Genomic DNA, 23,921 nt, shown 5'->3' on the forward strand with positions numbered 1-23,921 from the left:
GCTACCCCTTCCGCCCCCGGATGATCAGGCCGATCAGCATGATCGCGCTCAGCCCGCCCATGGCGATGAGCTGGGCGTAGGTTTCCGGACCAATTGTGACGCTTTCAACGCCCGCCATGCCGGTGGCCGAGCTGAACACCTGCGCCACGGCGGTGTGGATGGTCTGTTCGGGGTCGGAAGCCATGAGGGCGAAGGTCGGCGCGATGACCGCGACGGCGTTGAAGGCGCCATGAGCGGCGGCGGCCTCGATCATCGAGCGGCGCCACAGCGCGGTTAGCGCGAAGACGAGCCCGGTCAGGCCGATGCCCGACAGCGCGAGCACGCCATACATCAGCCCGGAAATGAAGACATGCAGGTGCAACAGGGCGAAGGCGAAGCTCGCTGTGAACACGCCGAGAACCTTGCCCCAGCGCGCCGTCAGCGCGCTCATCAGCCAGCCGCGAAAGACCAGCTCTTCAACCCCGCCCTGGATGAGAAATCCGATGAACAGCCCCGCATAGGCGATCAGCGCCGCCTGACCGAGCGCGCGCGCCGGATCCAGCTCTCCCAGTGCGTCGTTCGCCGGCGCGGCGCCGAGATTGAGCAGTGTGGCGGCGACGGAAACGAGCACCACCAGCACCATTCCGAGCGGCAGCCCCAACAGGTACCGCCCCAGAAAGCCTCGCCCCTCGATCCCGATGGTGGAGAAGGGCCGCTTCTCGAACAGCTTCACCCAGACCAGCGTCATGACCACCCAGGTGATGAACTGCAGCAGCATCAGGGGGAGCAGGATGGTGAGCGTGTTCTCGCTCAACGCGGACTGCGCCGCCATGGGATCGGTGGCGCCGGAGGAGACCGTCAGAACGAGGGTGTAGATCACCGTCCCGATCACCACGGGCACGGAGGAGACGAGATAGCCCGCCACCATCAATCCAAGGGCGCCCCACCCCCAGGTGCGTCGGGCGGTTTCGGGCCAGGGCGCATACAGGGCTTGGGTCATCTCAATCAGCCTTTTCAGAGGGAGCCGGCATGGCCAGAGCCAGCTTGGCGCTGACGCCGCGTCCCATCAACATGATGACGCCCATGATCAGCATGACCGAGGCTGAGGTCAGCCCCATCCAGGGCAGGTCCTGATCCGTCGGCAGGGTTTCAGCATAGAGACGCATCATGATGAACGGGTCCTCTGTCCGGGTGCTGATCGTTTCCATCATGGCGAGCACTTCGTCCATGACATTCACCGTGTACACCCCGTAGACGACAGCCATCGCCAGGAGATAGACGAGGAAGAAGACCAGCCAGGCGATACAGACCCCGACCAGATGGCGCCAGGCCGTGCTGACCGCCTGCCCGATATCGAAACGGCCCGTAACCGCGTGCGCCGGCAAGGCGGTGAACAGGGCCAGCCCGGCCAGCATCAACCCGAACAGGATCAGCCCCAGCACAAGGGCGATGACGCCTATCCCGGCGGGATCCCCTCCGCTCTCCTGCACCAGCGCGACCCCGACGAGGCTGGTCGTCATCACGATCACCAGCACGATCAAGGCGGCGAAATAGACGCCGAAGATCACGATGAAGCCCAGCGTCATCCGGCCCAGATTGCCCCAGCCCGGCCACAGGGTGAATCGCCCGCTCATGAACAGCACCAGCCAGACCGCCTCCAGCCAGAGCCAGAGCGGCGCGCTGATGACCGAGAACAGGGAGCTGAGTCCCGACAGGCGCATGTTCAGCGCTAGGGCCTCGACCATGTCGCCCGCTTCCGCAAGCATCAGGCCCTCACGCGCCATGCGCCCCATGAGGCCGTACTGGACCGCCATCAGGGCCGCAAAGACGACGGCCTGAAGGACCAGCAGGAAGGCGACGGCTCCCGGCCGCGCCCGCAAGACCGCAAAACCGAAGCCCAGCGCCCCGCCCACCGTGAATCGGTGAGCGGGCGTCGTCGCCATATCCGTCATGATCAGCCCTCGGAGGGCGCCTGTCCCACCGAATCCGCGGGCGCTTCCAGCGGGGTTTCGGGCGGGAAGCCTCCATCATGGCGCACCGCCACATAGGCGCCCACGCCGTGCCAGCAGCCGTGCACGAACATCTCAAAGATCATCTGCAGAACGATGGCGATGCCGGCCATCACCCAGAAGAGCGGATTCTGCAACGCCTGCATGAGAGCGTTCATGAAGACTTCCGGGTCGGAGCCGTCCTCGATCTGGATGAGGGCGCCAATCAGTTCGGCGCCGCCGATCATGATGAACCCCTGCTGGATCACGCTCAGCACCACATAGCCGATGATGGCGACCAGAATCAGCACGAGATAGGACAGGAACATCCACCCCATCACGCCGCCCGCGGCGCTGAAGCCCTGGAAGATTTTCACGCCCCGCTGGCGCACCGTCAGGCCGGGCGCCGGCGCCATGCCCAGGGCGAACAGGATCCAGCCCACGACCAGCACAATGGTCAGGAGCGTGTTGGCCAGCGCCTGAAGCGCCACGCCGCCGCCCTCTCCGCTCGCCATCAAGCCGGCGTTCACCGCCGCGTAGAGCAGGACCGTCACGATATAGCCGGCGAAGATCAGCAGCCCCATGACGATGTTGACCAGCAACAGCCGCAACTCGTCCGCGCCGAACCGGAGCGGAATGCCGCCCGCGACTTCGTTGCGCGTCAGCAGGCGCAGCCACGCGCCCTGCATCATGAGCGCGGTGATCAGAAGGCCGATCGTGCCCAGCGAGTAGAATCCCACGCCCTGCATCACCGCCTGTATCGCTTCCGCGTCAGAAGGCTCGCCCTTGCCGCCATAGCTGATGACCAGGTCGATCAGCGGCCAGAAGCCGTAAAGGATCAGGGCCGCAAAGGCGGCATACAGGATGATCTGCCACACCGCGATCCAGGCCACGCTCAACGGGCGCGCCCCGAAAACCTTGAAGAAATAGAAGGTGGCGTCGATGAAGTTATAGCTGGGCTTGGACATGGTTCCCCCCGAGTGTCCGAACGAAGCATTCGCGTGAGAAGATAGCCCAGACGCCCGAAAAGGTCTTGTCCTAATCGGCCTGAATTTCGCCTTCTGCGGCGTATTTGCGATAGAGCGCGGACAGCGCCGCGATCAGGGGCGCAGCCAGCAGGGCGATCTTGCCCGCGCCGTACAGGGCCGAGATCAGCAGCATGAGCACCGGGCTGACCGTCAGCTGTCCCGCCTCGCCTGCGGCGGACTGGGCGATGACCGGGCCAGCGCCCAGCAGCGCCAGACAGATTGCATTGAAAACAGCGAGGATCAGCACGCCTGGCGCAAGGCTGGCGAGGCTGGTGAGCGTGATCTCGATGCTGCGCGCTCGCGACAGCGGCCAGATCGACAGGACGCGAACCGCCCGTTCGTTCAGGGTGGCGGGCGCGGTCAGCGCCAGACGCGTGATGAGCCACAGGCTGAACAGCACGAAAACCGTCACGAGCACCACCGAGACCGCAAGCGCTCCGGGGCCCATCAGCTCGAACAGGTTCACATAGCCCTCCGGCTGCGGCGCCCCCGGATCCATGTCCGTAAAGGCGAGACCGGCGATCATGAACGCCATGGCCACGCCGGCTGTCATCAGGATGATGGTCAGAAGCAGCAGGACCAGGAAGAGCGCCCAGGCGAGCCGCCCTTCATCCCCGCCCAGCGTCAGACCGTGAAAGCCTTTTTGCGGCAGTCCCAGCGCCTGACGCCCCAGGCTGGCCCAGCCGACCACAAAGGCGCCGAAGGCGGCGATCATGAACAGGATCATGCCCGGCGCGGCGCCTGGCGCATAGGCGTGCGCATAGGCGGTCAGTAGCGATTGCACCGAAAACACCACGCCGTATAGCCCGGCCGCAGCCAGCACAGGCGTCGGGTTGTCCAGCACAAAACGGTAAGCGGCGCCGACAGCGCGAAGATCGATCAGTTTCATGGTGCGCCAGTTAGCCCGAAATGCGGGTCAGGCCAAGGATCAGGGCGCCGAAAGCCTGTTTGGGAACGATTGAGCCGCACCCGCTTCGCGACTATATGCTCGGGCCATGACTGATATGACCCCGATCCACATCATCGGCGGCGGCATGGCCGGCTCCGAAGCCGCCTGGCAGGCCGCAAACGCGGGCGCCCGCGTCATCCTTCACGAGATGCGCCCGGTGCGTCCGACCTTCGCCCACCAGACCGGGGGCCTGGCGGAGCTCGTGTGCTCGAACTCCTTCCGCTCAGACGATGCGGAAACCAACGCCGTCGGCCTCCTGCATGAAGAGATGCGCCGCGCCGGATCATTGATCATGGCCATGGGCGACAAGCACCAGGTGCCCGCCGGCGGCGCGCTGGCGGTGGATCGCGAAGCGTTTTCGGCGGATGTGACCGCCGCGATCGAGAACCATCCCAATATCGAGATCGTGCGTGAAGAGATTGCAGGCTTGCCTCCCGAGGACTGGGACAGCGTGATCGTGGCCACCGGCCCCCTCACCTCGCCCGCGCTGGCCGAGGCCGTGCACGAGCTCAGCGGCGAAGGCGAGCTGGCCTTCTTCGACGCCATTGCGCCGATCCTCTATGCGGAGTCCATCAATATGGACATCGCGTGGAAGCAATCGCGCTATGACAAGGGCGACACCGAAGAAGACCGCGCCGCCTATATCAACTGCCCGATGGACAAGGACCAGTACGAGGCGTTCGTGGACGCGCTTCTCGCGGCGGACAAGACCGAGTTCAAGGACTGGGAGAAGGACACGCCCTATTTTGATGCGTGCCTGCCCATCGAGGTGATGGCCGAACGCGGCCGCGAGACCTTGCGCCATGGCCCGATGAAGCCGCGCGGGCTGACCAACGCCCATGACCCGGACACCAAACCCTATGCCGTGGTTCAGCTGCGCCAGGACAATGCGCTGGGCACGCTGTTCAACATGGTCGGCTTCCAGACCAAGATGAAATACGGCGCGCAAACGGACGTGTTCAAGATGATCCCGGGGCTGGAGAACGCCAGCTTCGCCCGCCTCGGCGGCATTCACCGCAACACCTTCCTGCATTCGCCCAAGCTTCTCGATGGGGTCATGCGTCTGAAAGCGCGCCCGTCCCTGCGCTTCGCCGGTCAGATCACCGGGGTCGAAGGCTATGTGGAAAGCGCCTCCATGGGGTTGCTGGCGGGCCGGTTCGCCGCCGCCGAGAAGCTGGGTCGTGAGATCTCGCCGCCGCCGCCCACCACGGCGCTGGGCGCGCTTCTGACCCATATCACCACCGGTCATGTGCCGGGCAAAAAAGGCGCGTTCCAGCCGATGAACGTCAATTTCGGCCTGTTCCCGGATATCGAGGCGCCCACCAGGGACGCCGAAGGCAAACGCCTGCGCGGCAAGGACAAGTCCGTCGCCAAGAAACGCGCCATGAGCGCGCGCGCCCTGAGCGATATTGACGCCTGGCTGGGCGAGAAAGCACAAGCTGCTGAATAAAGGGCTGTTACAGACTCTTCTCTTGATTTGAGGGAGCGCTGCATGAAGGTTTCCCCCAGAGGGGGATTCCATGCTCACATCCATACTGCGCGCCGCTGGCGCTCTTCTCATGTCCTCGGCGCTGGCCTCCGGCTCAGCAGCGCACGCTCAGGACTTGCCGGCTTCCGCCTTTGCCCGGCTGCCGGGCACCCAGGGCGTTTCGATCTCTCCTGATGGATCGCGGTTCGCGTTCGTCACCCATGAGGGCGAGGAGCGCTATGTGGTGGTCATGGACCTTGAGACGGGCGTGCAGGAAGCCGCCGATTTCAGCACCATGCGCGCCTATTCCACGTTCTGGACGGATGAAGACACGCTGATCGCCACAGCCGGACGGACCCGAGAGCTGGGAATCGTCTCAGGTGATGTGAACTTCCAGGCCTTCGTCACCATCAACGCGGATACGATGGAGGCCGAACAGCTGATCCGCGAAGGCCGGGATCTGGGCTATAATTTCGACACGGCGAGTCTCGCCGGCGAAGACCCTGAAACGGGCCGGTTATTCATGCCGCTGCGAGACACGCGCGGGGCGCTGAACCTCTATTCGGTCGATCCTGAAAACGGGCGTCGCATGTCGCTCGTAGCGCGTGGCGACGAGACGACCAGGGGCTGGATATCCTCGCCGGACGGGCGGAGCTTTGTCCGCCTGAGCTTTAATAACAGTCTCAACCAGTACCAGATCGCGATCGAGGAGAACGATCAGTGGCGCATCCTGTATGAAGCGCGGCAGAACCTGATCGACATGTCAGTGGCCGGCTTCACCGCCGATGGACAAGCGCTGCTGGTGAGGCGGTATACTGACGGGCCTGGACGCGTCAGCGGCTTGCAGCGCCTCTCCCTGAGCGACGGCGCCTGGGGCGATATCTACTATCAGAATGACCGCTATGATGCAGGCGACGTCCGGATTGATCCTCACCGGGGCTACGTGGCCGGGGTCACAATCACGGCGGAACGAACCTCCACGCAATGGTTCGATGAAGAGCTGGCGGCGCTGCAGGCCAATCTGGATCAGGCCTTCAATGGCGCCCGCGTCACGCTTGTGGACTGGACGCCGGACCGGATGAAGTTTGTCATCGCCGTGTCCGAGGCTGATGCGCCATCCGTGTATCATCTGGTCGACCTTGCGAGCTGGAATGTCACTCCGCTCCGGGCGCGCTATCCCGAACTCTACGGACAGACGCTGCCCCAACGAGACCCTGTCAGTTATACGGCGCGTGACGGCGTCACGATCCCGGCCTATCTCGCCCGGCCTGCAGGCGAGGGCCCTCACCCCTTCGTCCTTCTGGTCCATGGCGGCCCGGCTTCGCGAGACGTGGACGGGTTTGACTATTTTGCCCATTACCTGGCGAGCCAGGGATTTGGCGTCCTGCAGCCGCAATATCGCGGCTCAGCCGGCTTCGGCGAACGCTGGATGGAAGCCGGTTATGGCCAATGGGGGCGTGGCGTGATGCAAGATGATCTCACGGATGCTGTGAACTGGCTTCGCGAGCAAGGACTGGCGAACCGGGTCTGCATCGCCGGGGGCAGCTATGGCGGCTATGCGGCTCTGGCGGGCGCAGCCTTCACGCCCGGCCTGTATGATTGCGCCATCGCCATCAACGCCCTGTCGGACGCCGACAACTTCCTGAACTATATCGAGAACCGGTTCGGGCGGGAGTCACAGTCCTTCCGCTACTGGAACCAGCATTTCAGCGGCGAACCGGATGGACGCGCCAGCGGTGAGCAATTGCGCGCCCTCTCCCCCGCCCAGCATGCGGAAGCGGTTGAAGCCCCTGTTCTGCTTCTTCACAGCCGCGATGATACGGTCGTTCCCGAGGAACAGAGCCGGATCATGGAGCGTGCGTTGCGACGGGCAGACAAGGAGGTCGAGTTCACCCGCCTGCAAGGCGGCGATCACAGCCTGGAGGATTACCCAACGCGACTTGCCGTTCTGGAAGCCATGGCGCAATTCCTGGACACGGAAATCGGCGACTAGACCCGTCCCGTCAGCGACGCCCAGGTCAGGCGCGCGTTTTGCCCAAGCGGCGCGCGCGCGATCTGTTCGCGGAAAGGATCGCCTAGCCCCTGAGCGCTTTTCAGATACCCGCGGGCCAGCGAGGCATAGCCCACCGCCGGAAAGACCTCGGCCGGCAGGGCGCTGCGGGTTCGGCTGAGCATGCCCGCAGCCTCCTGCGCTTCGGTGATCAGCCCCGAGAGCGCCGCCCTGGCGACCTCGGGCTTGCGCCCCGCTCTCAGATCCGCCTCGCTCATGTCCGCGCCCGCGAGCTCGTCCGCGCTGTAAGGCGGACGTCCGGCCTGAACGAGCGGCGCAAAGGCGCGCAGCAGCCCTGCAAACCCCCACAGGCGGCCCGCCGCCTGGATGGCGGCGCCCGCTTCGCCGCCGAGATCAAGATCCGGCTTCAGCAGCCGTGCGGCGATCCGCATCAGCGCGGCTGAGGTCCGGTCCACATAATCGCGGCGGTCTTCGCGGGTCGGAAACGGCCCCTCCCCCAGGTCGGCGCTGCGCGCCTCTACAAGGCCGACCAATGCAGCCTCGTCAGGAGCGCCCGGCGCTTCGCGCAATTCAGACAGCGCTTCATAGACGTCATGGCGGCGCACCTTGGGCGGGGCTGCAAACAGATCCGCCGTCGCTTCGCGCGCCCAGGCCAGCCGCATCTCCCCGATCACAGGCTCTGACACCTTGTCGGGAATCTGCGCGATCTCGTGATAATAGGCATAGAGCGCATACAGGCGTGCGCGAAGTTCGGCCGGCGCAAACAGCGCGGCCATGCGCCGTTCAGGGTCGTTCGCGGCCAGCAGGCTGTCGAAATCAGTCACGCTTTTCTCTCTCGCCAGTAGACACATACGGGTTGGAACCCATATCTAGCTCGTGCGTAATACCTGAGTATGGCGGTCTTCCAACAGGCCGCCGCACCCTATGAGCACCCTCTCGCTCACACTCCCAAAGGAGGCCGACATGGCGTTCACTCTTCCCGACCTGCCCTATGCCCAAGATGCTCTGGCGCCGCATATCTCCGGCGAAACCCTGAGCTTCCACCACGGCAAGCACCATAAAGCCTATGTCGACAAGGCCAATGACGCCATCAAGGGCACCGACTATGAAGGTCTGAGCCTGGAAGAGGTCATCAAGAAAAGCTGGTCCGAGAAGAATATGGGCGTGTTCAACAACGCAGCCCAGATCTGGAACCACACCTTCTACTGGAACTCGATGAGCCCCAATGGCGGCGGCAAGCCGACGGGCGCCATCGCCGAAGCCATCGACAAGTCCTTCGGTTCCTACGACAAGTTCGCTGAAGAGTTCAAAGCCGCCGGCGCCGGCCAGTTCGGGTCGGGCTGGGCCTGGCTCGTCAAGAACGGCGACAAGCTGGAAGTGCGCAAGACGCTGAACGCGGAAAACCCGATCACCGACGGCGCCACCCCGCTGCTGACCATGGATGTCTGGGAGCACGCCTATTATCTCGACTACCAGAACCGCCGTCCGGACTATATCGGCGACTTCCTGGGCAAGCTCGTGAACTGGGACTTCGCCAACCAGAACCTGGCCAGCGCCTGAATTCTTTAAGCGTTGACGAAAAGAGCGGCTGCGGTGACCTTCACCGCAGCCGTTTTTTTTATGTCTTTGGGGGCCATATGCGGATCGACCTGTCACACTGGCGCACCGGCGCCTCTCTCGCCGCGCTTGCGCTGGCATTCACCCTGTCCGCCTGTGGCGACCCTGCAGGAACGTCAGCGCCCGAACCGGCGCCAAGCCAAAGCGCCGCCCCGGCGCCCGCCGCTCAGGGCTTCAGTGAAGAGGGTCTCGCCCAGCTCGACAGTCGGCTCGTGGAGCTGGCCGCCGCGCGTCAGCGCGCCGGTTATGTCGCCGTGCTCGCGCGCAATGGCGAGGTGATGCACACCGCCACGGCCGGCTACGCCGATCTGGAAGCCGAGCGCCCCATGACAGCCGATACCGTGGTGCGCGTCGCCTCCATGACCAAGCCGGTGACGGCGGTGGCTGCGCTGATGCTGGTTGAGGACGGCGTGATCGCGCTGGATGATCCGGTCAGCGATTACATCCCCGCTTTCGCGAATGTCCGCGTCGCCACCTCGCTGCAACGCGATGAGAACTATGAAATCCCCACGGTCCCGGCCGCGCGCGCGATGACGGTGGAAGACCTTCTGACCCACACGTCCGGGCTCGGCTATGTCTTTGACTATGAGAGCAATCTGGGCGCGCTCTATATCGGGAATGACATCTATTCCGCCGAAGGCGACATGAACAGCCGCATGGAGACCCTGGCGGGCCTGCCTCTGTATTTCCAGCCGGGTTCGGCCTGGTTCTACTCCTACGCCAGCGATGTGCTGGGCCACCTGGTGGCCGTGGCGTCAGGACAGAGCCTTGAGGACTTCAGCCAGCAGCGCATTTTCCGCCCTCTGGGCATGAGCGACACCACTTTTTTCCTGCGCGATGATCAGCGCGATCGTCTCGCCGCCGTCTACACCCATGGGGAGGACGGCGCCCTGACCCGATTGTCTGACAGTCAGGACACCATTCCGGACAGCCCGATCGAAGCGGGCGGCGCGGGGCTGCTGTCCACGGCGAATGACTATATCCGCTTCGCCCAGATGCTCGCCAATGGCGGCGAATTCGAAGGCGTGCGCCTGCTATCGCGGGACACCGTCGCGGACATGGCGACCGCTCACGTCCAGGCGGACCGCATGCCCGATCGCATGGATGCGATCGATCTGGGCTATGGCTATGGCGTAGGCGTGATCTATGACGGCCCTGGTGAGCACCCGGTCCGCAATACGGGCGATTTTGGCTGGTCGGGCTATTTCGACACCGAATTCTTCATCAGCCCTTCGACCGGCGTTGTCGCGGTGATCATGAGCCAGGAACAGCCGGGCCCCACCACATCGGAGACCATAGGCGCGCGCGCTGTCTTTGACCGGCTGGTCTATGGCGCGATCACGCCGGAATCCTGACTTCAGGCTGAAAGCGCGCTGAGCGGATCGTCGCCGAGATCCCGTCCAAGGTGGTCGGCGGCGGCCTGCCAGCTGGGAAGGGCGATCGCCTTTCCGCCGCGCATCAGGATGAGCTTGCTCAGATGCGCGGTCCGCATGCGATTGGCGTCGTTATAGAGGTAGATGAACAGATCCGGCTTGGTCCAGATATCGCCTGTCCGCTCAAAAAAGGTCGAGATGTCATGGGGCTCGATAATCGGGTCGCCCCTGCGATAATCCACAATCAGGACATCATGGTTCAGGGCCTTGCGCGTATAGTCTTTCACGGCGCGCTCGAGGATGGGCTTCATCGTGAACCCGACAATCGCCGTATAGCTGATTGTTCCGTCCAGAGTCCGTTCAATGATCTGAAGCGTCTCGCCCGTATTCGGCATTTTTCAACTCACTTAAGAAAAATCGTGAAAAAGCCTCATACATAAGGGACTTAATCGCATCCGGATAAAACCTCAGACACGGTAAACAGACTCTAAACCGAGATCAGCGCCGCGGCGACATTGCGCCCCTCGCCCGCCAGAAGATTATAGGTCCGGCATGCGGTTGCGGTGTCCATGACCTCAAGCCCGATACCGGCGTCCCGGAAGGCCTGCCGGACAGCGGCGGGCGGATGTATCAGACGCTCGCCAATACCCAGTATCACCATGTCGGGGCGATCCGGCCGGTCGATGAAGATCCGCAAATCCTCAAGGGTCAGGGTCTCTCCCTGACGCGTCCAGGGGCGAGCCGCCCCATCCACAATCAGGGTCGCCCCCTCCTTGCGCACGCCGGCGATGCGAAAACCGTCATCGCCGAACGCGTCAATCGGAGGCAGGCCTGTGCCTGACGCATTACGGGGCAAGAGCGCCCCCTTCGGCGTCGTCGTCGGAAGTCCGTTTCACGCCGGTCAGCGTCAGAAGCGGCGCCGCCACGAAGATGGACGAATACGTACCCACGCCGACACCCCAGATCAGGGCGAGTGCGAACCCCTGCAGGGCCGGGCCGCCGATCACGGCCATGGCGACAATGGCGATCATCGTGGTGCCGGAGGTCAGGATGGTGCGCGAGAGGGTCGAGTTGATGGCCCCGTTCAGCACGTCCACCGTGGGGCGTGTCTTGAACTTGCGGAAGTCCTCGCGGATCCGGTCATAGACGATGACGGTGTCGTTCATCGAATAGCCCACGATCGTCAGGATCGCCGCGATGGTGGACAGGTTGAATTCAAGCTGGGTGATTGCGAAGAAGCCGATCGTGGCGATCACGTCATGGATCAGCGCCAGGACCGCGCCCACCGAATACTGCCATTCGAAGCGGAACCAGATGTAGACCAGCATCAGGAAAAGCGCGACTCCGATCGAGGTGGCGCCCGCCACCACAAGTTCGCCGGACACCTGAGGGCTCAGCGATTCGATCTTCTGGAAGGTGATGCCGGGAAACTCGCGCTCAAGCGTATCGGACACATACTGACGCACGGCCTGCTGGGCCTCCGCATCATTCTCGACCGCATGCCCCTCAAGCTCGTTCACCCGCTCTGCCGAGACCTGGCCAACACGAACCAGCGCTTCATTCTCCGAGCCAAAGCCCTGGACCTGGACATCGCCCAGCTGCAGGCCCTCCATCACAGAACGCAGCGCGCCAAGATCGGCCGGTCCTTCGGTCCTGACCTCGATGGCGGTGCCGCCGCGGAAATCGATGCCGAAATTGAGCCCCAGGGTGAAAAACGCCCCGAGAGATCCCAGTATCAGGGCCACGGACACCAGGAAGGCGGCGAAGCGGACCTTGATGAAGGGGATGTTGGTGTCAGTCGGAATGAGACGGACGAGTGCAAGCGCCATGATCGCCTCCCCTTACATTGCCAGCGTTTTCGGCCGGCTCGTGCGGAGCCAGATCGAAATCAGAAGACGAGAAAATACAAAGGCGGTGAAGACCGAGGTCAGGATGCCCAGGCCCAGCGTCACCGCAAATCCGCGCACGGGTCCCGCGCCGAGCATGTAGAGCACGGCGGCGGCGATCAGCGTGGTGATGTTGGCGTCCAGAATGGCGGACAGGGCGCGCGAATACCCGGCCTCAAAGGCTGTGGTGACGGTTCGTCCCAGCCTGTACTCCTCCCTGACCCGTTCAAAGATCAGCACATTGGCGTCCACCGCCATGCCGATGGTCAGAACGATGCCGGCAATGCCCGGCAGGGTCAGCGTCGCCTGGAGCCCGGACAGAGCGCCCAGAAGCAGCAGGATGTTCGCCAGCAGCGCCAGGGTCGAGACAATGCCGAAAAAGCCATAGGCCAGCGCCATGAAGACGATCACGAGGCCAAAGCCGATCAGGACGGCCGTTTCACCACGTGCAACCGAGTCTGCACCGAGAGACGCCGTGACGGTCCGTTGTTCCACCGGGGTCAGACGCGCCGGCAGCGCGCCCGCATTGAGCATGTTGGCGAGGTCGGTCGCCGACTGCATGGTGAAGCCGCCCTCGATGATGCCGGAGCCGCCCGTAATCGGATTTCGGATCACGGGCGCAGAGATGATGGTGTCATCAAGCACGATGGCGAAGCGTCGGCCCCGATTCTGGGTGGTCGCGTCCGCGAACGCGCGGGCGCCCGTCGTGTTGAAACGGAAGTTCACCGCCGGCTGGCCGTTCTGGTCAAAGGCCTGACCGGCGTTGACCAGTTGCTCGCCTGTGACCAGCGGACGGCGCTGGACCGCAAGGAAGGGTTCGCTGGACCGTTCGGAGGGCAGGATCATCACGCCGGGCGGCGTTCGGCCCGTGCCATCGGGATTAATGGTCACGCCCTCTTCCACCATGTGGAAGGTCAGACGCGCGGTCGTCCCGACAATATCGATGATGCGTTGAGGATCGTTTTCGCCCGGCACCTGGACGAGCACGCGGTCCTCGCCCTGACGCGCGATATTGGGCTCGGTGGTGCCGGTGGAGTCCACGCGACGACGGATGACCTCGATGGACTGGGTCACGGTGCGCTGACGGATGGAGTCCAGGGCCGCCTCGGTAATCGCCATCCGGATGGTGCGATCATCATCGCCCCGGGTGATGGCGAGGGTCTGGTTGAGACCCTGGGCGCCGGTCGCTGTGGTGATCGGCTCGCTCAGCTCCTCCAGCCGCTCCATGGCCCGGTCCATGTCTTCAGGCCGCGACAGGCGGACCAGCACCTGGCCTTCCACTACAGCCGGCGACCCGGACAGCAGGATCGGCGGATCCTGCCGCAGGGCGCTTCGGGCGTCATCCTGCAGGTTTTCCAGACGCTCCTGACGCACTTCATCCATGTCCACCTGGAAGACCAGGTGTGAGCCGCCCCGCAGATCCAGCCCCAGATTGATGGTCTGGTGCGGCAGGACCGTGAACACGCCCTTGGGCTCGCCATTGGCGTCCAGACGGACGTTCTCGGGCACGAAATTGGGCAGGGTGAAGAGCAGGCCGATCAGGATGACGAGGGTGACGACCGTCGTCTTCCAGGGAGCGAAATACAGCATGGGGCACTCAAGCGTCCGGCGGCGCCGGGCCCAGGACCCGACGCCGGAATGTCAGTCAGGCCTTAGTCAGCAGACTTGGCGTCGGCGGCGTCATTGGCCGGCTCGGTGCGCGTGCGCACTTCCATGATGGTGTGCTTGAGCACTTTCACCCGGACGCCTTCGGCCAGCTCCACAGTGGCTTCCGCATCGGCCACGCGGGTGACCTTGCCGATCATGCCGCCGGACGTGACGACTTCATCGCCCTTGCGAAGACCTTCCACCATTTCACGGTGCGCCTTGGCTTTCTGTTGCTGCGGCCGGATCAGCAAAAAGTAGAAGACCACGAAGATCAGGATGAACGGGGCGAACTGCATGATCATGTAGCCCAGCCCACCTTGGGCGCCGGAGGCGGCGGTGGTGGCGAGAAAGACAGAGTCGGTCGCAGAAAACATGGCGGCTCCGATGAGAACGAGCGGTTTAGGGTTGCCGGAATATATCGGGGTGCGCGCGGCATGCAACAAGACCCGGCGGTACGTCCTCACCGGATTTGCTCAGCCCGGCCCTATCGCGACGGCAAAACCTGCATCGGATCGACCGGGCTGACCCCGCGCCGGACCTCGAAATGCAGGGCGGTGCGGGTTTCCGAACCGGAAGCTCCGGCGTCGGCAATGTGTTGCCCAGCGGTGACCCGGTCGCCCACATTCACCCGCAGAATCGAATTCAGGCCATAGGCCGTCACCCAATTGTTCTCGTGACGAATGAGGACAAGCTCGCCATAGCCCTGCAACTCATTGCCCGCATACACCACTTCTCCATCCGCCGCAGCGCGCACCGGGTCTCCGAGACGCGCGGCGATCCGGATGCCGTCAATGCGGGCGCCCTCAGCGCCGCCATACGGGGTGATCACCTGGCCCAGCAGCGGCCATTGGAAGCTTGGCGCATTCGCGGTCGAGGCGCGAGGCGGCGGGCTGGCCCGTCGCGTCGGCGCGGAGGGCTGGGCGCTGGCGCCGCTGCTGGCCGGCTGGGCCTGTGCGACAACGGACCGCGCCTGTCCGCGCACGGCCAGCTCCTGTCCGGGATAGATCGTGTAAGGCTGACGCAGGCTGTTGAGCCGGGCCAGCTCTTCGGTGCTCATGCCGTGAGCCAGCGCGATGCGATAAAGATTATCGCCCCTGCGCACCGTGTAAACGGACGGGCCGGGCAAGCGCACGGTCTGTCCGCGCTGCAGGGTATAGGGTTCACGCAGACCGTTTTCAGCGGCCAGATCCGCGAGGGAAACCCCGCATCGCTGGGCGATGGCGTACAGCGTATCGCCAGACTGAACCGTGAGGCTGCGTCCGCATCCCCCCTGTGCGCGCGCCGCGCCGGAGCCGCCATGCTCGATAGGCGCGGGCGCACGTACAGGAGCAGCGCAAGCGGACACGGCCGCCGCGACGCTCAGTCCCAGCAATATTGTGCGCAGTCTGGGGCGCATGCACCCTGCCCTATCGTGTCCTACGAAGGGGCAGAATGACTTATGAGCGTTAACCGTGTGTTGACTTTAGCTCGCGTCTTCGGGAAGCGGGCTGAGTTCCTCGAAGGTCCCGATCGAGCAACTGCCGACCGGTGAGTTCATGCCCTGATCCATCACGGTGACGATCTCGCCGCGACACAGTTGCGCGCCCGGAACGCTGTAGCTGAGATAGGTGAAAGGCCGCGTCGCCGCACGGCAGCCGCCATTCACACGCGAGACATAGGCATCCCGGGAATTCGTGGTCACGAGCCAGGCGTCTTCATTGAGCGGCGTGATGTCATCAATGCTTCTCAGCGGAAGACAGGTGCGGGTCTGCCCCGTCAGCTCATAGCCTTCAGGCACGAACGGGTCGTCTGACATCGCATCTGACTGCGCCAGGGCGGCGCCGCCCATGACCAGCGATGCGCCAAGAGCCGTCATAGCAGCAACGTATTTCATACCGAGCTCCTTTTCTCCAGGCGGGCCTCGGCCCGCCGCGTCTCCCCCTGCAGGCGAGGTTAACACGAGATGGAGCGAATTGAGAGGGTGATCTTTATGACCGCTAGAGCGCGCGGGCCTCGCCCTGCACGAGCGGCACGAAACGCACGTCAAATAGAGCCGTCTCGCTGAGTTCGCCTGTTTCCGAGCAGTCATAGCGCATCAGGGTCTGAACGGTCCCGTTCTGGACCGGGGCCACGCAAATCCCGCCGGGCTTGAGCTGTTCCAGCAAAGTCTCAGGACGCGAAGCTGCGGCCGCCGTGACAATGATCCGGTCAAACGGCGCCTGTTCAGGCCAGCCGACCGATCCGTCGCCAATACGGGGCACGATGTTGGACAGGCGCAACTGGTGAAACCGGGCCTCAGCCTCCTTGGCGAGGGTGCGGTAGCGCTCCACCGTATAGACCCGGCGCGAGAGGCGCGCGAGCACGGCGGCCTGATAGCCCGAGCCGGTTCCGATCTCGAGCACCTTGCAGCGATCATTGAGCTTGAGCGCCTCCGTCATCGCCGCCACCACGAAGGGCTGGGAGATGGTCTGACCGCAATCAATGGGCAATGGGCGATTCTCGAAGGCCTGATCGGCGAAGCCCTGCGGCACGAAGAGTTCGCGCGGGGTGCGCTCGATGGCCATCAGCACCTGCTTGTCCGAGACGCCCGCCCGCCGCAGCGCCATCACAAGCTGGATCATGCGGGTGTCGGGCATGCCGGTCATCAGTCGAGCGTCTCTCCAAGCGCATCCTTGAGTCGGGTCCGGGCCTCGTAATTGGTCAGGTCCAGATGCAACGGCGTCACCGATATCCGGCCTTCATACACCGCGCGCAGATCCGTGCCGACAGCCGGGTCGGACAGCTTGCCGTTAAAGCCCAGCCAGTAATAGTCACGCCCTCTCAGGTCGGTGCGCGCATCCGCGCGCAGCACCACCTGATCGCGTTGCCCCTGGGCCGTGACTTCCACGCCGGCGACCTTGTCGGGAGCCCGGTCGGGGAAGTTCACATTCAGCAGCGTGTTCTCACTCCAGGGCGTCTCAAGCAAGGCCTTCAGAACCCGTGGCCCATGCTGGCGCGCCGTTTCCCAGCGGATCTTGGCGCGTCCCTCAAAGCCATAGGCCTGGGACAGGGCCACCGAACGCACGCCCATCTGGACGCCATGCATGGCGGCGGCGACCGTGCCGGACATGGTCACGTCCTCGGCGATGTTCTGGCCTGAGTTCACGCCGGAGAGCAGCAGGTCCGGACGCGCATCTTTCATCAGGATGTCCATCGCCATGTGGACGCAATCGGTCGGCGTGCCGGACACCGAATAGCGCTTGTCGTCATACTGGTGCACGCGCAGAGGCGCATTCAGGGTCAGCGCCCGGCCCATGCCGGATTGCTCTTCCGCCGGCGCCACTGTCCAGACATCGTCTGACAGGGTGCGCGCGATCTCTTCGAGCACGCTCAGGCCCGGCGCGTGAATGCCGTCATCATTGACGAGAAGGATGCGCGGCTGGCTCACGGCTGGATCGCCTCGACGCCGCCCATATAGGGGCGCAGCGCCTCAGGGATGTAGACCGAGCCGTCCGCCTGCTGGTGGTTCTCAAGGATCGCGACGAGCGCACGCCCCACCGCCAGCCCCGAGCCGTTCAGCGTGTGCAGGAAGTCGGGCTTCTTCTCGCCCTCCTTGCGATAGCGCGCATTCATGCGGCGCGCCTGGAAGTCGCCGCAGGTCGAGCATGAGCTGATCTCGCGATAGGTGTTCTGGCTCGGCATCCAGACTTCGAGGTCATAGGTGCGACGCGCGGAGAAGCCCATATCGCCCGTGCACAGCTTCATGACGCGATAGGGCAACTCGAGGCGGCGCAGCACTTCCTCGGCGCACTGCGTCATGCGCTCAAGCTCGTCTTCGGACTGCTCGGGCGTGGTGATCGAGACGAGCTCGACCTTCAGGAACTGGTGCATGCGGATCAGACCGCGGGTATCGCGTCCCGCCGAGCCCGCTTCCGAACGGAAGCACGGGGTCAGCGCCGTCATGCGGATCGGGAAGCTGTCTTCGGCATGGATGGAGTCGCGCACGAGATTGGTCAGCGGCACCTCAGCCGTCGGGATCAGCCAGCGATCATCCGTGGTGCGGAACAGGTCTTCCGCAAATTTCGGCAGCTGGCCCGTGCCGAACAGGGCTTCATCGCGCACCATGTAGGGCACCGAGGTTTCGCGATAGCCATGCTCGGTCGTCTGCAGATCGAGCATGAACTGGCCCAACGCACGCTCAAGCCGCGCCAGCGGGCCTTGCAGTACGGCGAAACGGGCGCCGGACATGGCGGCCGCGCGCTCGAAATCAAGGCCGAGGCGCTCACCCACGGTGACGTGATCGACCGGTTCAAAGTCGAAGGCGCGCGGTTCGCCCCAGCCGCGCACTTCCTCGTTGTCATTCTCGTCTGCGCCTTCGGGCACATCCTCCGCGGGACGGTTCGGCAGGGCCGCCAGATGCTGGTTGAGCACTTCCTCGGCCGTGCGCGCCTCCTCGGTCAGGCGCTCCATTTCCGATTTCAGGCTCTCCACCTCGGCGCGCAGGGCGTTGAAACGGTCTTCATCGCCCTGGGCCTTCGCCTTGCCGATCTCCTTGGACTTTGAATTGCGCTCGGTCTCCACCTCTTGAAGGCGCGTTGTCGCCTCGCGGCGGCGCGCGTCCAGATCGATCAGGCGCTGGGCTTGGGGCTCCAGGCCGCGCTGGGCCATGGCGGCGTCGAAAGCGGCCGGCTCGTCGCGGATCAGGCGGATATCGTGCATGTCAAAACTCAAGGGTCGAACGGGTGAAGGGAACCCGCGTGATACTCGCGCAGGCGCCTATCGTCCACACTTCAAATGGATGTGTCAGCCGCGTGTGCAGCGGCGGATGAAGGACTAGGCGTCCTCGTCCGGCTTACGCTCCACGAGCTTCACAGCGAGGATCGACAGGGCGTACAGCCCGAACATGGCCGCGCCCAGGAAGAGCTGGCTGATCGGGTCCGGCGGGGTCACAAAGGCGGCGAAGGCCGCAATGCCCACCAGCGCAAACTTCCAGAACCGGATCAGATCGCCCGAGGTGATGATCCCCGCCTTGCCCAGAAGCGAGAGCAATACGGGCAGCTGGAAGCTGATGCCGAAGGCGAGCGCCAGCGTGGTGACGAGGTTGAGATATTCCGACACGCGCGTGAGCAGCTGGATGCTCGCGCGGCCCTCCTGCCCGATCTGCTCCTGGCCCAGCGCAAAGCTCATCACGAAGGGCAGGATGACGTAATAGACGAACGCCATCCCCGCCGCGAACAGGATGGGCGAGGCCAGAAGGAAGGGCGCGAAGGCCAGACGCTCATTCTTGTACAGACCGGGCCGCACAAACGCCCAGACCTGATAGGCCAGCATCGGAAAGGCCAGCACGATGGCGCCGAACAGGGCCAGCTTGAGCTTGACGAAGAAGAACTCGAGCGGCGCGGTGAAGATCAATTGCAGATCCAGCGCGTCGCCGCGCACCTGACGGGCCGCATTCTCGAACGGGACCAGCAGCACATTATAGATCCACTCCGCGAAGACGAAGCAGATCACAAAACCGATGACGACGGCGCCCATCGCCCAGATCAGGCGGTCGCGCAGCTCTTCCAGATGCGCCATGAGCGGCGCACGCGAGGCTTCGACCTCGTCTTCATGCTCAAGTTCGGGGGTGGACATCAGCCCTCTCCGGGCTTGCCGGCATCACCGGCGGGCGCGCTCGCCTTCGGCGCTTCAGGATCAGGCGTCAGCGCCTCGCCCCCCTGGGGTTCAGGGTCGTTCATGGGGCGCGCAATGCGCGGGTGCGGACGCTCTTCCATGTCCCGCATCATCTCGCGGTCCGCTTCGAGGAAATCGCGCTCCATTTCCTTGATCGGATTATTGGCCTTCAGAGAATTGATTTCCTTGCGCAATTCGGCGAGTTCGGCCTCGCGGCCAAGCTCGTCAAAGCTGCGCTGGAACTCACGCGCCGTGGCGCGGATCTGGCCGATCATCTTGCCCACCCGGCGCACCATCAATGGCAGGTCCTTGGGCCCCACCACGACCAGCGCCAGAATGACGATGACGATCAGCTCCTGAAAACCAAAGGCCGGGTTCATGGCCTAGCCTCCGGTGCGCTCGTCCTCGCGGGCGGTGGAATTGTCCCGGGATGCGCCCTCGTTGAGCGCCGCCGTGGATTGGGAGGTCGTGGACTTCTCCTCATCCGGGGTGTCGCGCAATCCCTTGCGGAACTCCGTTACGCCCTTGGCCAGATCGCCCATCAGCCCGGAAATCTTGCCGCGGCCGCCAAACAGCAGCACCAGCAGGACGATGACGATCAGAATACCCGTCCAATGCGCACCCATGAGACGCTCTCCTTGCAAACGGTGTCCGAGGCCTGGCGCGTCAGCCGCACACGGGCGCTCAGTTCTCACTTCACTAGAGGATATCCGCGCGCGGGTCCAATAACCCGGTCAGCTCCGCCTCAACATTTCAGTGACAAGACTCTCAGGCGTCCGGATCCTCGCCTTCCAGGAAGTCCATATGGAACTGGGCCGCCTCGTCCTCGCTGAACAGCTCCTCATCGGAATCAGGGATGATCTGCCCGGGCGCCGGTATGGAGAAGTCCGGCGGCAGGCGGCTCGAAAGCAGCCCCGCCGCCTTGAGATCGGACACGCCCGGCAGGTCAGACAGATTGGCCAGCCCGAAATAGTCCATGAAAGCGTCCGTAACGCCATACGTCACCGGACGACCCGGCGTCCGCCGACGCCCGCGCAGGCGGATCCACTTCATCTCCAGGAGCTGGTCCAGCGTGCCCTTGGAGACCGCGACTCCGCGGATCTCCTCGATCTCGGCGCGTGTCACCGGCTGGTGGTAGGCGATGATGGCGAGGGTCTCGAGCGCGGCCTGGGACAGCTTGCGCGGCTCCTCGCGCTCGGTGCGCAACAGCCAGCTCAGATCCTCAGCCGTCTGGAAGCGCCAGCGCCCGCCCACCTCGACCAGATTCACCCCGGCATCGGCGTATTTCGATTGCAGCGCATTGATCAGCCCGCGCACATCGGTGTCCTCGGGCAGGCGCGCCCTCAACGTGTCTAGATCAAGCGGCTCGGAGGCCGCGAACAGCAAGGCCTCGACGATCCGCAGCAGGGCCGCGTCATTGTCGATCGCGAGCCGCACGCCGGGCGGACCGTCATCGCCAGCCGGAGCTGACTGCGCCTGCTCACGCAACGCCTTGATCGCCTCGGTGATCGGGTCATCGTCACGCTCAGCCATGACCGGCGCCCTCCCCTGTTTCGGTCAGGCCGGCCGCTTCGGCGACCCGACGCATCCAGATGGGGGCGTAGGTCTCGTCCTGACGCAGACGCACTTCGCCATGTTTGGTGATCTCCAGCGCCGCCAGCAAGGAGGACGCCAGCACCGAACCCTGGCTTGGCGCGTCATAGCCCAGCTCATCCTCGTCAGGCAGCAGCTCGTCGAGCCTCGCCCAGCCGCTTAGCGTTCGCGCGACGCCCGTAAGACGCTTGCGAGCATTCTCCAGGCTGTAAACATTGGGCGATTTGGGCTGGTAGGTGGCGAAGGACTGCCGCTCTCGACGGGTCGCGTAGGCCTTGAGCAGATCATAGAGCTCGGCTTCATAGAGCGGCGTCCGGATCGAGCGCACGCCCTCGGGCGCGCCACGGGTAAAGACATCGCGTCCCTGAAGCGGGCGCGCAAACAGCGCATCGCCGGCCGCGCGCATGGCTTCGAGACGACTCAGTCGGAAAGCAAGAGCCGCCGCCATTTCCTCTGGCTCCGGCTCATCGTCGGCCGGTCGCGGCTTGGGCAGCAGAAGACGCGATTTGAGATAGGTCAGCCAGGCCGCCATCACGAGATATTCCGCCGCTATATCAAGGCGGTGGGTGCGGGCCTTGTCGATGAAGAGGAGATACTGGTCAGCCAGCTCCACCATCGAGATGACCGCGAGGTCCACCTTGTTCTTGCGCGCCAGCGCCAAGAGCAGGTGAAGCGGGCCTTCCCAGCCCCCGATATCGAGAATCAGCGCTTCGGTCGCGCCAGCCTCCTTGGCGGCGGAGAATTCATCCTCCTCGAAACCGTCAAACAGGTCGGTCATGACTGAAGCGGCACGCCTCCCTCGACAAAGAGAGCTTTCAGACGAGTCACGCCTTCGGCGGGATCAAACACGTTCGGGCTGTGCCTGGCGTCAAGCGCCAGTCCAGCCCTTTCCCGCGCCCGACCGGAGAGGTCCGGCGCGGCGTGGGCGACTTCGACCATCTCATCCATCTGGCCATTGCAATGCATGAGAAGCTCACACCCCGCCGCCAGCGCGCGCTCGCCGCGATGGCGCAGAGAGCCTTCCAGCGCCTGCATGGACAGATCATCGGTCATCAGAAGGCCATCAAAACCGATGGCGCCGCGGATCACCCCGTCGATCACGTCACGCGACTGGGTGGCGGTGTGCTCGCTGTCGATCGCGGCATAGACCACATGGGCGGTCATCGCCATCAGCGCGCCCTTGATGCCCTTGAAGGCTTCAAAATCGCGCGTATAGAGGGTTTCCGCATCTGTCGTCACAACGGGCAGTTCGAGATGACTGTCCGCCGCCGCGCGGCCGTGACCGGGCAAATGCTTGATGACGCCCAGCACGCCCTGATCGAGCAGGCCCTCCAGCGCCGCCGTACTCATCTGCGCGACGGGCTCCGGTTCGGTGTGGAAAGCGCGATCGCCAATCACGTCATGGGCGCCGGGCACCGAAAGGTCCGCACAGGGCGCGAAATCCACATCGATCCCGAGTTCAATCAGCTCGTGGGCCAGCAATTGATGGTTCAGCTTCACTGCGGCGAGCGCCAGCTCGGGGTCCCGGTCGTAGAGTTCGCCGAACACCCGGGCCGGCGGGGCGGCGCGCCAGTGCGGCGGACGCAGGCGCTGCACCCGGCCGCCTTCCTGGTCGATGAAAATGGGCGCTTCACGGCCGACCGCATCGCGCAAGGCGCCCGTCAGACGGCGCACCTGCCTGGGGCTGTCCACATTGCGCGCAAACAGGATGAAGCCCCACGGATCCGCATCCCTGAAAAAGGCTTTCTCATCCGGGGTCAGGGTTTCCCCTTCCAGCCCATAAAGCGCTGCCGTCACACTCATCGACGCGCCACCAGGCAGGCCTGGCCCCGTGCGTCCAGGGACGCGCAGAAATTGGCGGCGTCTTCACGCGTGGCGAAGGCGGCGACCCGCAAGCGGTGGAACACGCCGCGATCGCCCAGGTCGGCGCGCTGAATATCCGGCGCGTGTCCCATGGCGAGGTCTGAGAACCGGCTGGTGAACGCCACCCATCCCGCTTCCGCGTCCTCGACCGAGCGGAACGCGCCGATCTGGGCCACATAGGCACCCTCGACCTGGGCTGCAGGCCGTGATGGCGGTTCTGCCCGCGCGGGGGCGGGCGACGCCGGTTCCGGGTCCGGACGGGCCGGCTCAGCCCGGGCTGGCGCAGGCTCGGGGTCCGGCTGAGACGCAGCCGGTTGGGGGTCCGAGGGCGCGGGATCATCCAGCGCATCCGCACTGGCGGTCTCCACCTGCAGGGCCGGCATGTCCTGCGCTTGAGGCGCCGGGTCCTGGATCACGGGTTCTTCGGAAACAGTCCGCGCCGGCGGCGTCTCGAGCTCGGCTTCCCCTTCGCTGTTTTCACGCAGCTCATAGGCGGAGAGGTCCTGATCGGGCGCTTCATAACCGCCCGGATCCTCGGGCGCGACGCGATAGGGCTCGGCGTCGGCGGTGATCACGGGGTTCTCACCGCGCTCGCGCACACCCAGCTGGAAGGTGTTGTAAACCACCGCCACGAACAGGACCATGACCACCGCCGAAGCGCCCAGGAACAACCAGCCGCGGCGGTCCTGTTCCTCTTCACGCGCGTCATAGGTGTCATAATCGTCAGGCGGCGGGGCGTACGCCCCGTAACGGGTGTCGTCGTCGGTCATCTCACGTCCCACACCGGAGAGCGTCGCCGTGATTCGGCGATCTATGGCAGGTCAGACCATAGCAAGAGCCGCGAGTGTGAGTCGCCCTGTCAGAAATGATTTTCCACAGACGGGCTCG

At 64.4% G+C, this 23,921-nt stretch carries 26 protein-coding genes; 4 read left to right on the forward strand and 22 right to left on the reverse strand.

The window, feature by feature from the left end; genetic code table 11:
• Position 1: 1 nt before the first annotated feature.
• The 4 genes from OA2633_RS04155 to OA2633_RS04170 form a co-directional block, all read right to left on the reverse strand.
• A complete protein-coding gene (locus OA2633_RS04155; RefSeq protein WP_009801233.1) occupies positions 2 to 979 on the reverse strand; it encodes a CPBP family intramembrane glutamic endopeptidase in 978 nt (325 codons plus the stop codon).
• A gap of 1 nt (position 980) precedes the next feature.
• A complete protein-coding gene (locus tag OA2633_RS04160; protein WP_009801234.1) occupies positions 981 to 1,931 on the reverse strand; it encodes a hypothetical protein in 951 nt (316 codons plus the stop codon).
• 2 nt (positions 1,932 to 1,933) lie between these two features.
• Positions 1,934 to 2,935, reverse strand: coding sequence for a hypothetical protein (locus OA2633_RS04165; RefSeq protein WP_009801235.1), 1,002 nt, complete (start codon positions 2,933 to 2,935; stop codon positions 1,934 to 1,936).
• A gap of 70 nt (positions 2,936 to 3,005) precedes the next feature.
• A complete protein-coding gene (locus OA2633_RS04170) occupies positions 3,006 to 3,884 on the reverse strand; it encodes a hypothetical protein (protein ID WP_009801236.1) in 879 nt (292 codons plus the stop codon).
• Positions 3,885 to 3,990: 106 nt separating this feature from the next.
• Between OA2633_RS04170 and trmFO the strand changes: the two genes are divergently transcribed.
• Together trmFO and OA2633_RS04180 are read left to right on the forward strand one after the other, a co-directional pair.
• The gene (trmFO, locus tag OA2633_RS04175; RefSeq protein ID WP_009801237.1) at positions 3,991 to 5,394 is read left to right on the forward strand and encodes a methylenetetrahydrofolate--tRNA-(uracil(54)-C(5))-methyltransferase (FADH(2)-oxidizing) TrmFO; all 1,404 of its coding nucleotides are present in this window, start codon (positions 3,991 to 3,993) and stop codon (positions 5,392 to 5,394) included.
• A gap of 70 nt (positions 5,395 to 5,464) precedes the next feature.
• Positions 5,465 to 7,405, forward strand: a complete 1,941-nt coding sequence (locus OA2633_RS04180; protein WP_009801238.1) for an alpha/beta fold hydrolase — start codon at positions 5,465 to 5,467, stop codon at positions 7,403 to 7,405.
• Here OA2633_RS04180 and OA2633_RS15175 read toward each other — a convergent pair.
• Complete coding sequence (locus OA2633_RS15175; protein ID WP_009801239.1) at positions 7,402 to 8,247, reverse strand: squalene/phytoene synthase family protein; 846 nt, start codon at positions 8,245 to 8,247, stop codon at positions 7,402 to 7,404. The genes OA2633_RS04180 and OA2633_RS15175 overlap by 4 nt on opposite strands.
• A 139-nt stretch (positions 8,248 to 8,386) precedes the next feature.
• Between OA2633_RS15175 and OA2633_RS04190 the strand changes: the two genes are divergently transcribed.
• Positions 8,387 to 8,983, forward strand: coding sequence for a superoxide dismutase (locus OA2633_RS04190; RefSeq protein WP_009801240.1), 597 nt, complete (start codon positions 8,387 to 8,389; stop codon positions 8,981 to 8,983).
• Between the two features lie 77 nt (positions 8,984 to 9,060).
• Positions 9,061 to 10,395 (forward strand): serine hydrolase, encoded by a 1,335-nt coding sequence (locus tag OA2633_RS04195; protein WP_009801241.1) that lies wholly within the window; start codon positions 9,061 to 9,063, stop codon positions 10,393 to 10,395.
• A gap of 2 nt (positions 10,396 to 10,397) precedes the next feature.
• On the opposite strand, the gene OA2633_RS04200 is transcribed toward OA2633_RS04195, so the two are convergent.
• The 17 genes from OA2633_RS04200 to OA2633_RS04280 all read right to left on the reverse strand — a co-directional run bounded on the left by OA2633_RS04200 (position 10,398) and on the right by OA2633_RS04280 (position 23,803).
• Positions 10,398 to 10,808: a hypothetical protein gene (locus OA2633_RS04200; protein WP_009801242.1), complete on the reverse strand. Its 411-nt coding sequence runs from the start codon at positions 10,806 to 10,808 to the stop codon at positions 10,398 to 10,400.
• Between the two features lie 92 nt (positions 10,809 to 10,900).
• On the reverse strand, positions 10,901 to 11,269 hold the full coding sequence (locus tag OA2633_RS04205; protein ID WP_009801243.1) for an Mth938-like domain-containing protein: 369 nt from the start codon (positions 11,267 to 11,269) through the stop codon (positions 10,901 to 10,903).
• Entirely contained in the window at positions 11,259 to 12,242 is a 984-nt protein-coding gene (secF, locus tag OA2633_RS04210; RefSeq protein ID WP_009801244.1) for a protein translocase subunit SecF, read from the reverse strand. The genes OA2633_RS04205 and secF overlap by 11 nt, the downstream gene beginning before the upstream one ends.
• Positions 12,243 to 12,254: 12 nt before the next feature.
• The gene (gene secD / locus OA2633_RS04215; RefSeq protein WP_009801245.1) at positions 12,255 to 13,889 is read right to left on the reverse strand and encodes a protein translocase subunit SecD; all 1,635 of its coding nucleotides are present in this window, start codon (positions 13,887 to 13,889) and stop codon (positions 12,255 to 12,257) included.
• A 62-nt stretch (positions 13,890 to 13,951) separates the two neighbouring features.
• Positions 13,952 to 14,320 carry a preprotein translocase subunit YajC gene (gene yajC / locus OA2633_RS04220; RefSeq protein ID WP_009801246.1) on the reverse strand — a complete coding sequence of 123 codons (369 nt, stop codon included), beginning with the start codon at positions 14,318 to 14,320 and terminating at the stop codon, positions 13,952 to 13,954.
• A 110-nt stretch (positions 14,321 to 14,430) separates the two neighbouring features.
• Positions 14,431 to 15,342: a LysM peptidoglycan-binding domain-containing protein gene (locus tag OA2633_RS04225; RefSeq protein ID WP_083783192.1), complete on the reverse strand. Its 912-nt coding sequence runs from the start codon at positions 15,340 to 15,342 to the stop codon at positions 14,431 to 14,433.
• Between the two features lie 66 nt (positions 15,343 to 15,408).
• Positions 15,409 to 15,819 (reverse strand): hypothetical protein, encoded by a 411-nt coding sequence (locus OA2633_RS04230; RefSeq protein ID WP_156776099.1) that lies wholly within the window; start codon positions 15,817 to 15,819, stop codon positions 15,409 to 15,411.
• Between the two features lie 103 nt (positions 15,820 to 15,922).
• Positions 15,923 to 16,570: a protein-L-isoaspartate(D-aspartate) O-methyltransferase gene (locus OA2633_RS04235; RefSeq protein WP_009801249.1), complete on the reverse strand. Its 648-nt coding sequence runs from the start codon at positions 16,568 to 16,570 to the stop codon at positions 15,923 to 15,925.
• A complete protein-coding gene (gene surE, locus OA2633_RS04240; protein WP_009801250.1) occupies positions 16,570 to 17,352 on the reverse strand; it encodes a 5'/3'-nucleotidase SurE in 783 nt (260 codons plus the stop codon). The genes OA2633_RS04235 and surE overlap by 1 nt, the downstream gene beginning before the upstream one ends.
• The gene (gene serS, locus OA2633_RS04245) at positions 17,349 to 18,623 is read right to left on the reverse strand and encodes a serine--tRNA ligase (RefSeq protein ID WP_009801251.1); all 1,275 of its coding nucleotides are present in this window, start codon (positions 18,621 to 18,623) and stop codon (positions 17,349 to 17,351) included. Before serS ends, surE begins: the two co-directional genes overlap by 4 nt.
• 114 nt (positions 18,624 to 18,737) lie before the next feature.
• Positions 18,738 to 19,538, reverse strand: coding sequence for a twin-arginine translocase subunit TatC (tatC, locus tag OA2633_RS04250; RefSeq protein WP_009801252.1), 801 nt, complete (start codon positions 19,536 to 19,538; stop codon positions 18,738 to 18,740).
• A complete protein-coding gene (gene tatB / locus OA2633_RS15180; RefSeq protein ID WP_009801253.1) occupies positions 19,538 to 19,957 on the reverse strand; it encodes a Sec-independent protein translocase protein TatB in 420 nt (139 codons plus the stop codon). The genes tatC and tatB overlap by 1 nt, the downstream gene beginning before the upstream one ends.
• Before the next feature lie 3 nt (positions 19,958 to 19,960).
• Positions 19,961 to 20,203 (reverse strand): twin-arginine translocase TatA/TatE family subunit, encoded by a 243-nt coding sequence (locus tag OA2633_RS04260; protein WP_009801254.1) that lies wholly within the window; start codon positions 20,201 to 20,203, stop codon positions 19,961 to 19,963.
• 142 nt (positions 20,204 to 20,345) lie between these two features.
• Positions 20,346 to 21,110, reverse strand: coding sequence for an SMC-Scp complex subunit ScpB (gene scpB / locus OA2633_RS04265; protein ID WP_009801255.1), 765 nt, complete (start codon positions 21,108 to 21,110; stop codon positions 20,346 to 20,348).
• The gene (locus OA2633_RS04270) at positions 21,103 to 21,948 is read right to left on the reverse strand and encodes a ScpA family protein (protein ID WP_009801256.1); all 846 of its coding nucleotides are present in this window, start codon (positions 21,946 to 21,948) and stop codon (positions 21,103 to 21,105) included. Before OA2633_RS04270 ends, scpB begins: the two co-directional genes overlap by 8 nt.
• Positions 21,945 to 22,973 carry a beta-N-acetylhexosaminidase gene (gene nagZ, locus OA2633_RS04275; RefSeq protein WP_009801257.1) on the reverse strand — a complete coding sequence of 343 codons (1,029 nt, stop codon included), beginning with the start codon at positions 22,971 to 22,973 and terminating at the stop codon, positions 21,945 to 21,947. Before nagZ ends, OA2633_RS04270 begins: the two co-directional genes overlap by 4 nt.
• Positions 22,970 to 23,803, reverse strand: coding sequence for an SPOR domain-containing protein (locus OA2633_RS04280; RefSeq protein ID WP_009801258.1), 834 nt, complete (start codon positions 23,801 to 23,803; stop codon positions 22,970 to 22,972). Before OA2633_RS04280 ends, nagZ begins: the two co-directional genes overlap by 4 nt.
• Positions 23,804 to 23,921 lie beyond the last annotated feature (118 nt).

The organism is Oceanicaulis sp. HTCC2633 (assembly GCF_000152745.1).
GTDB lineage: Bacteria > Pseudomonadota > Alphaproteobacteria > Caulobacterales > Maricaulaceae > Oceanicaulis.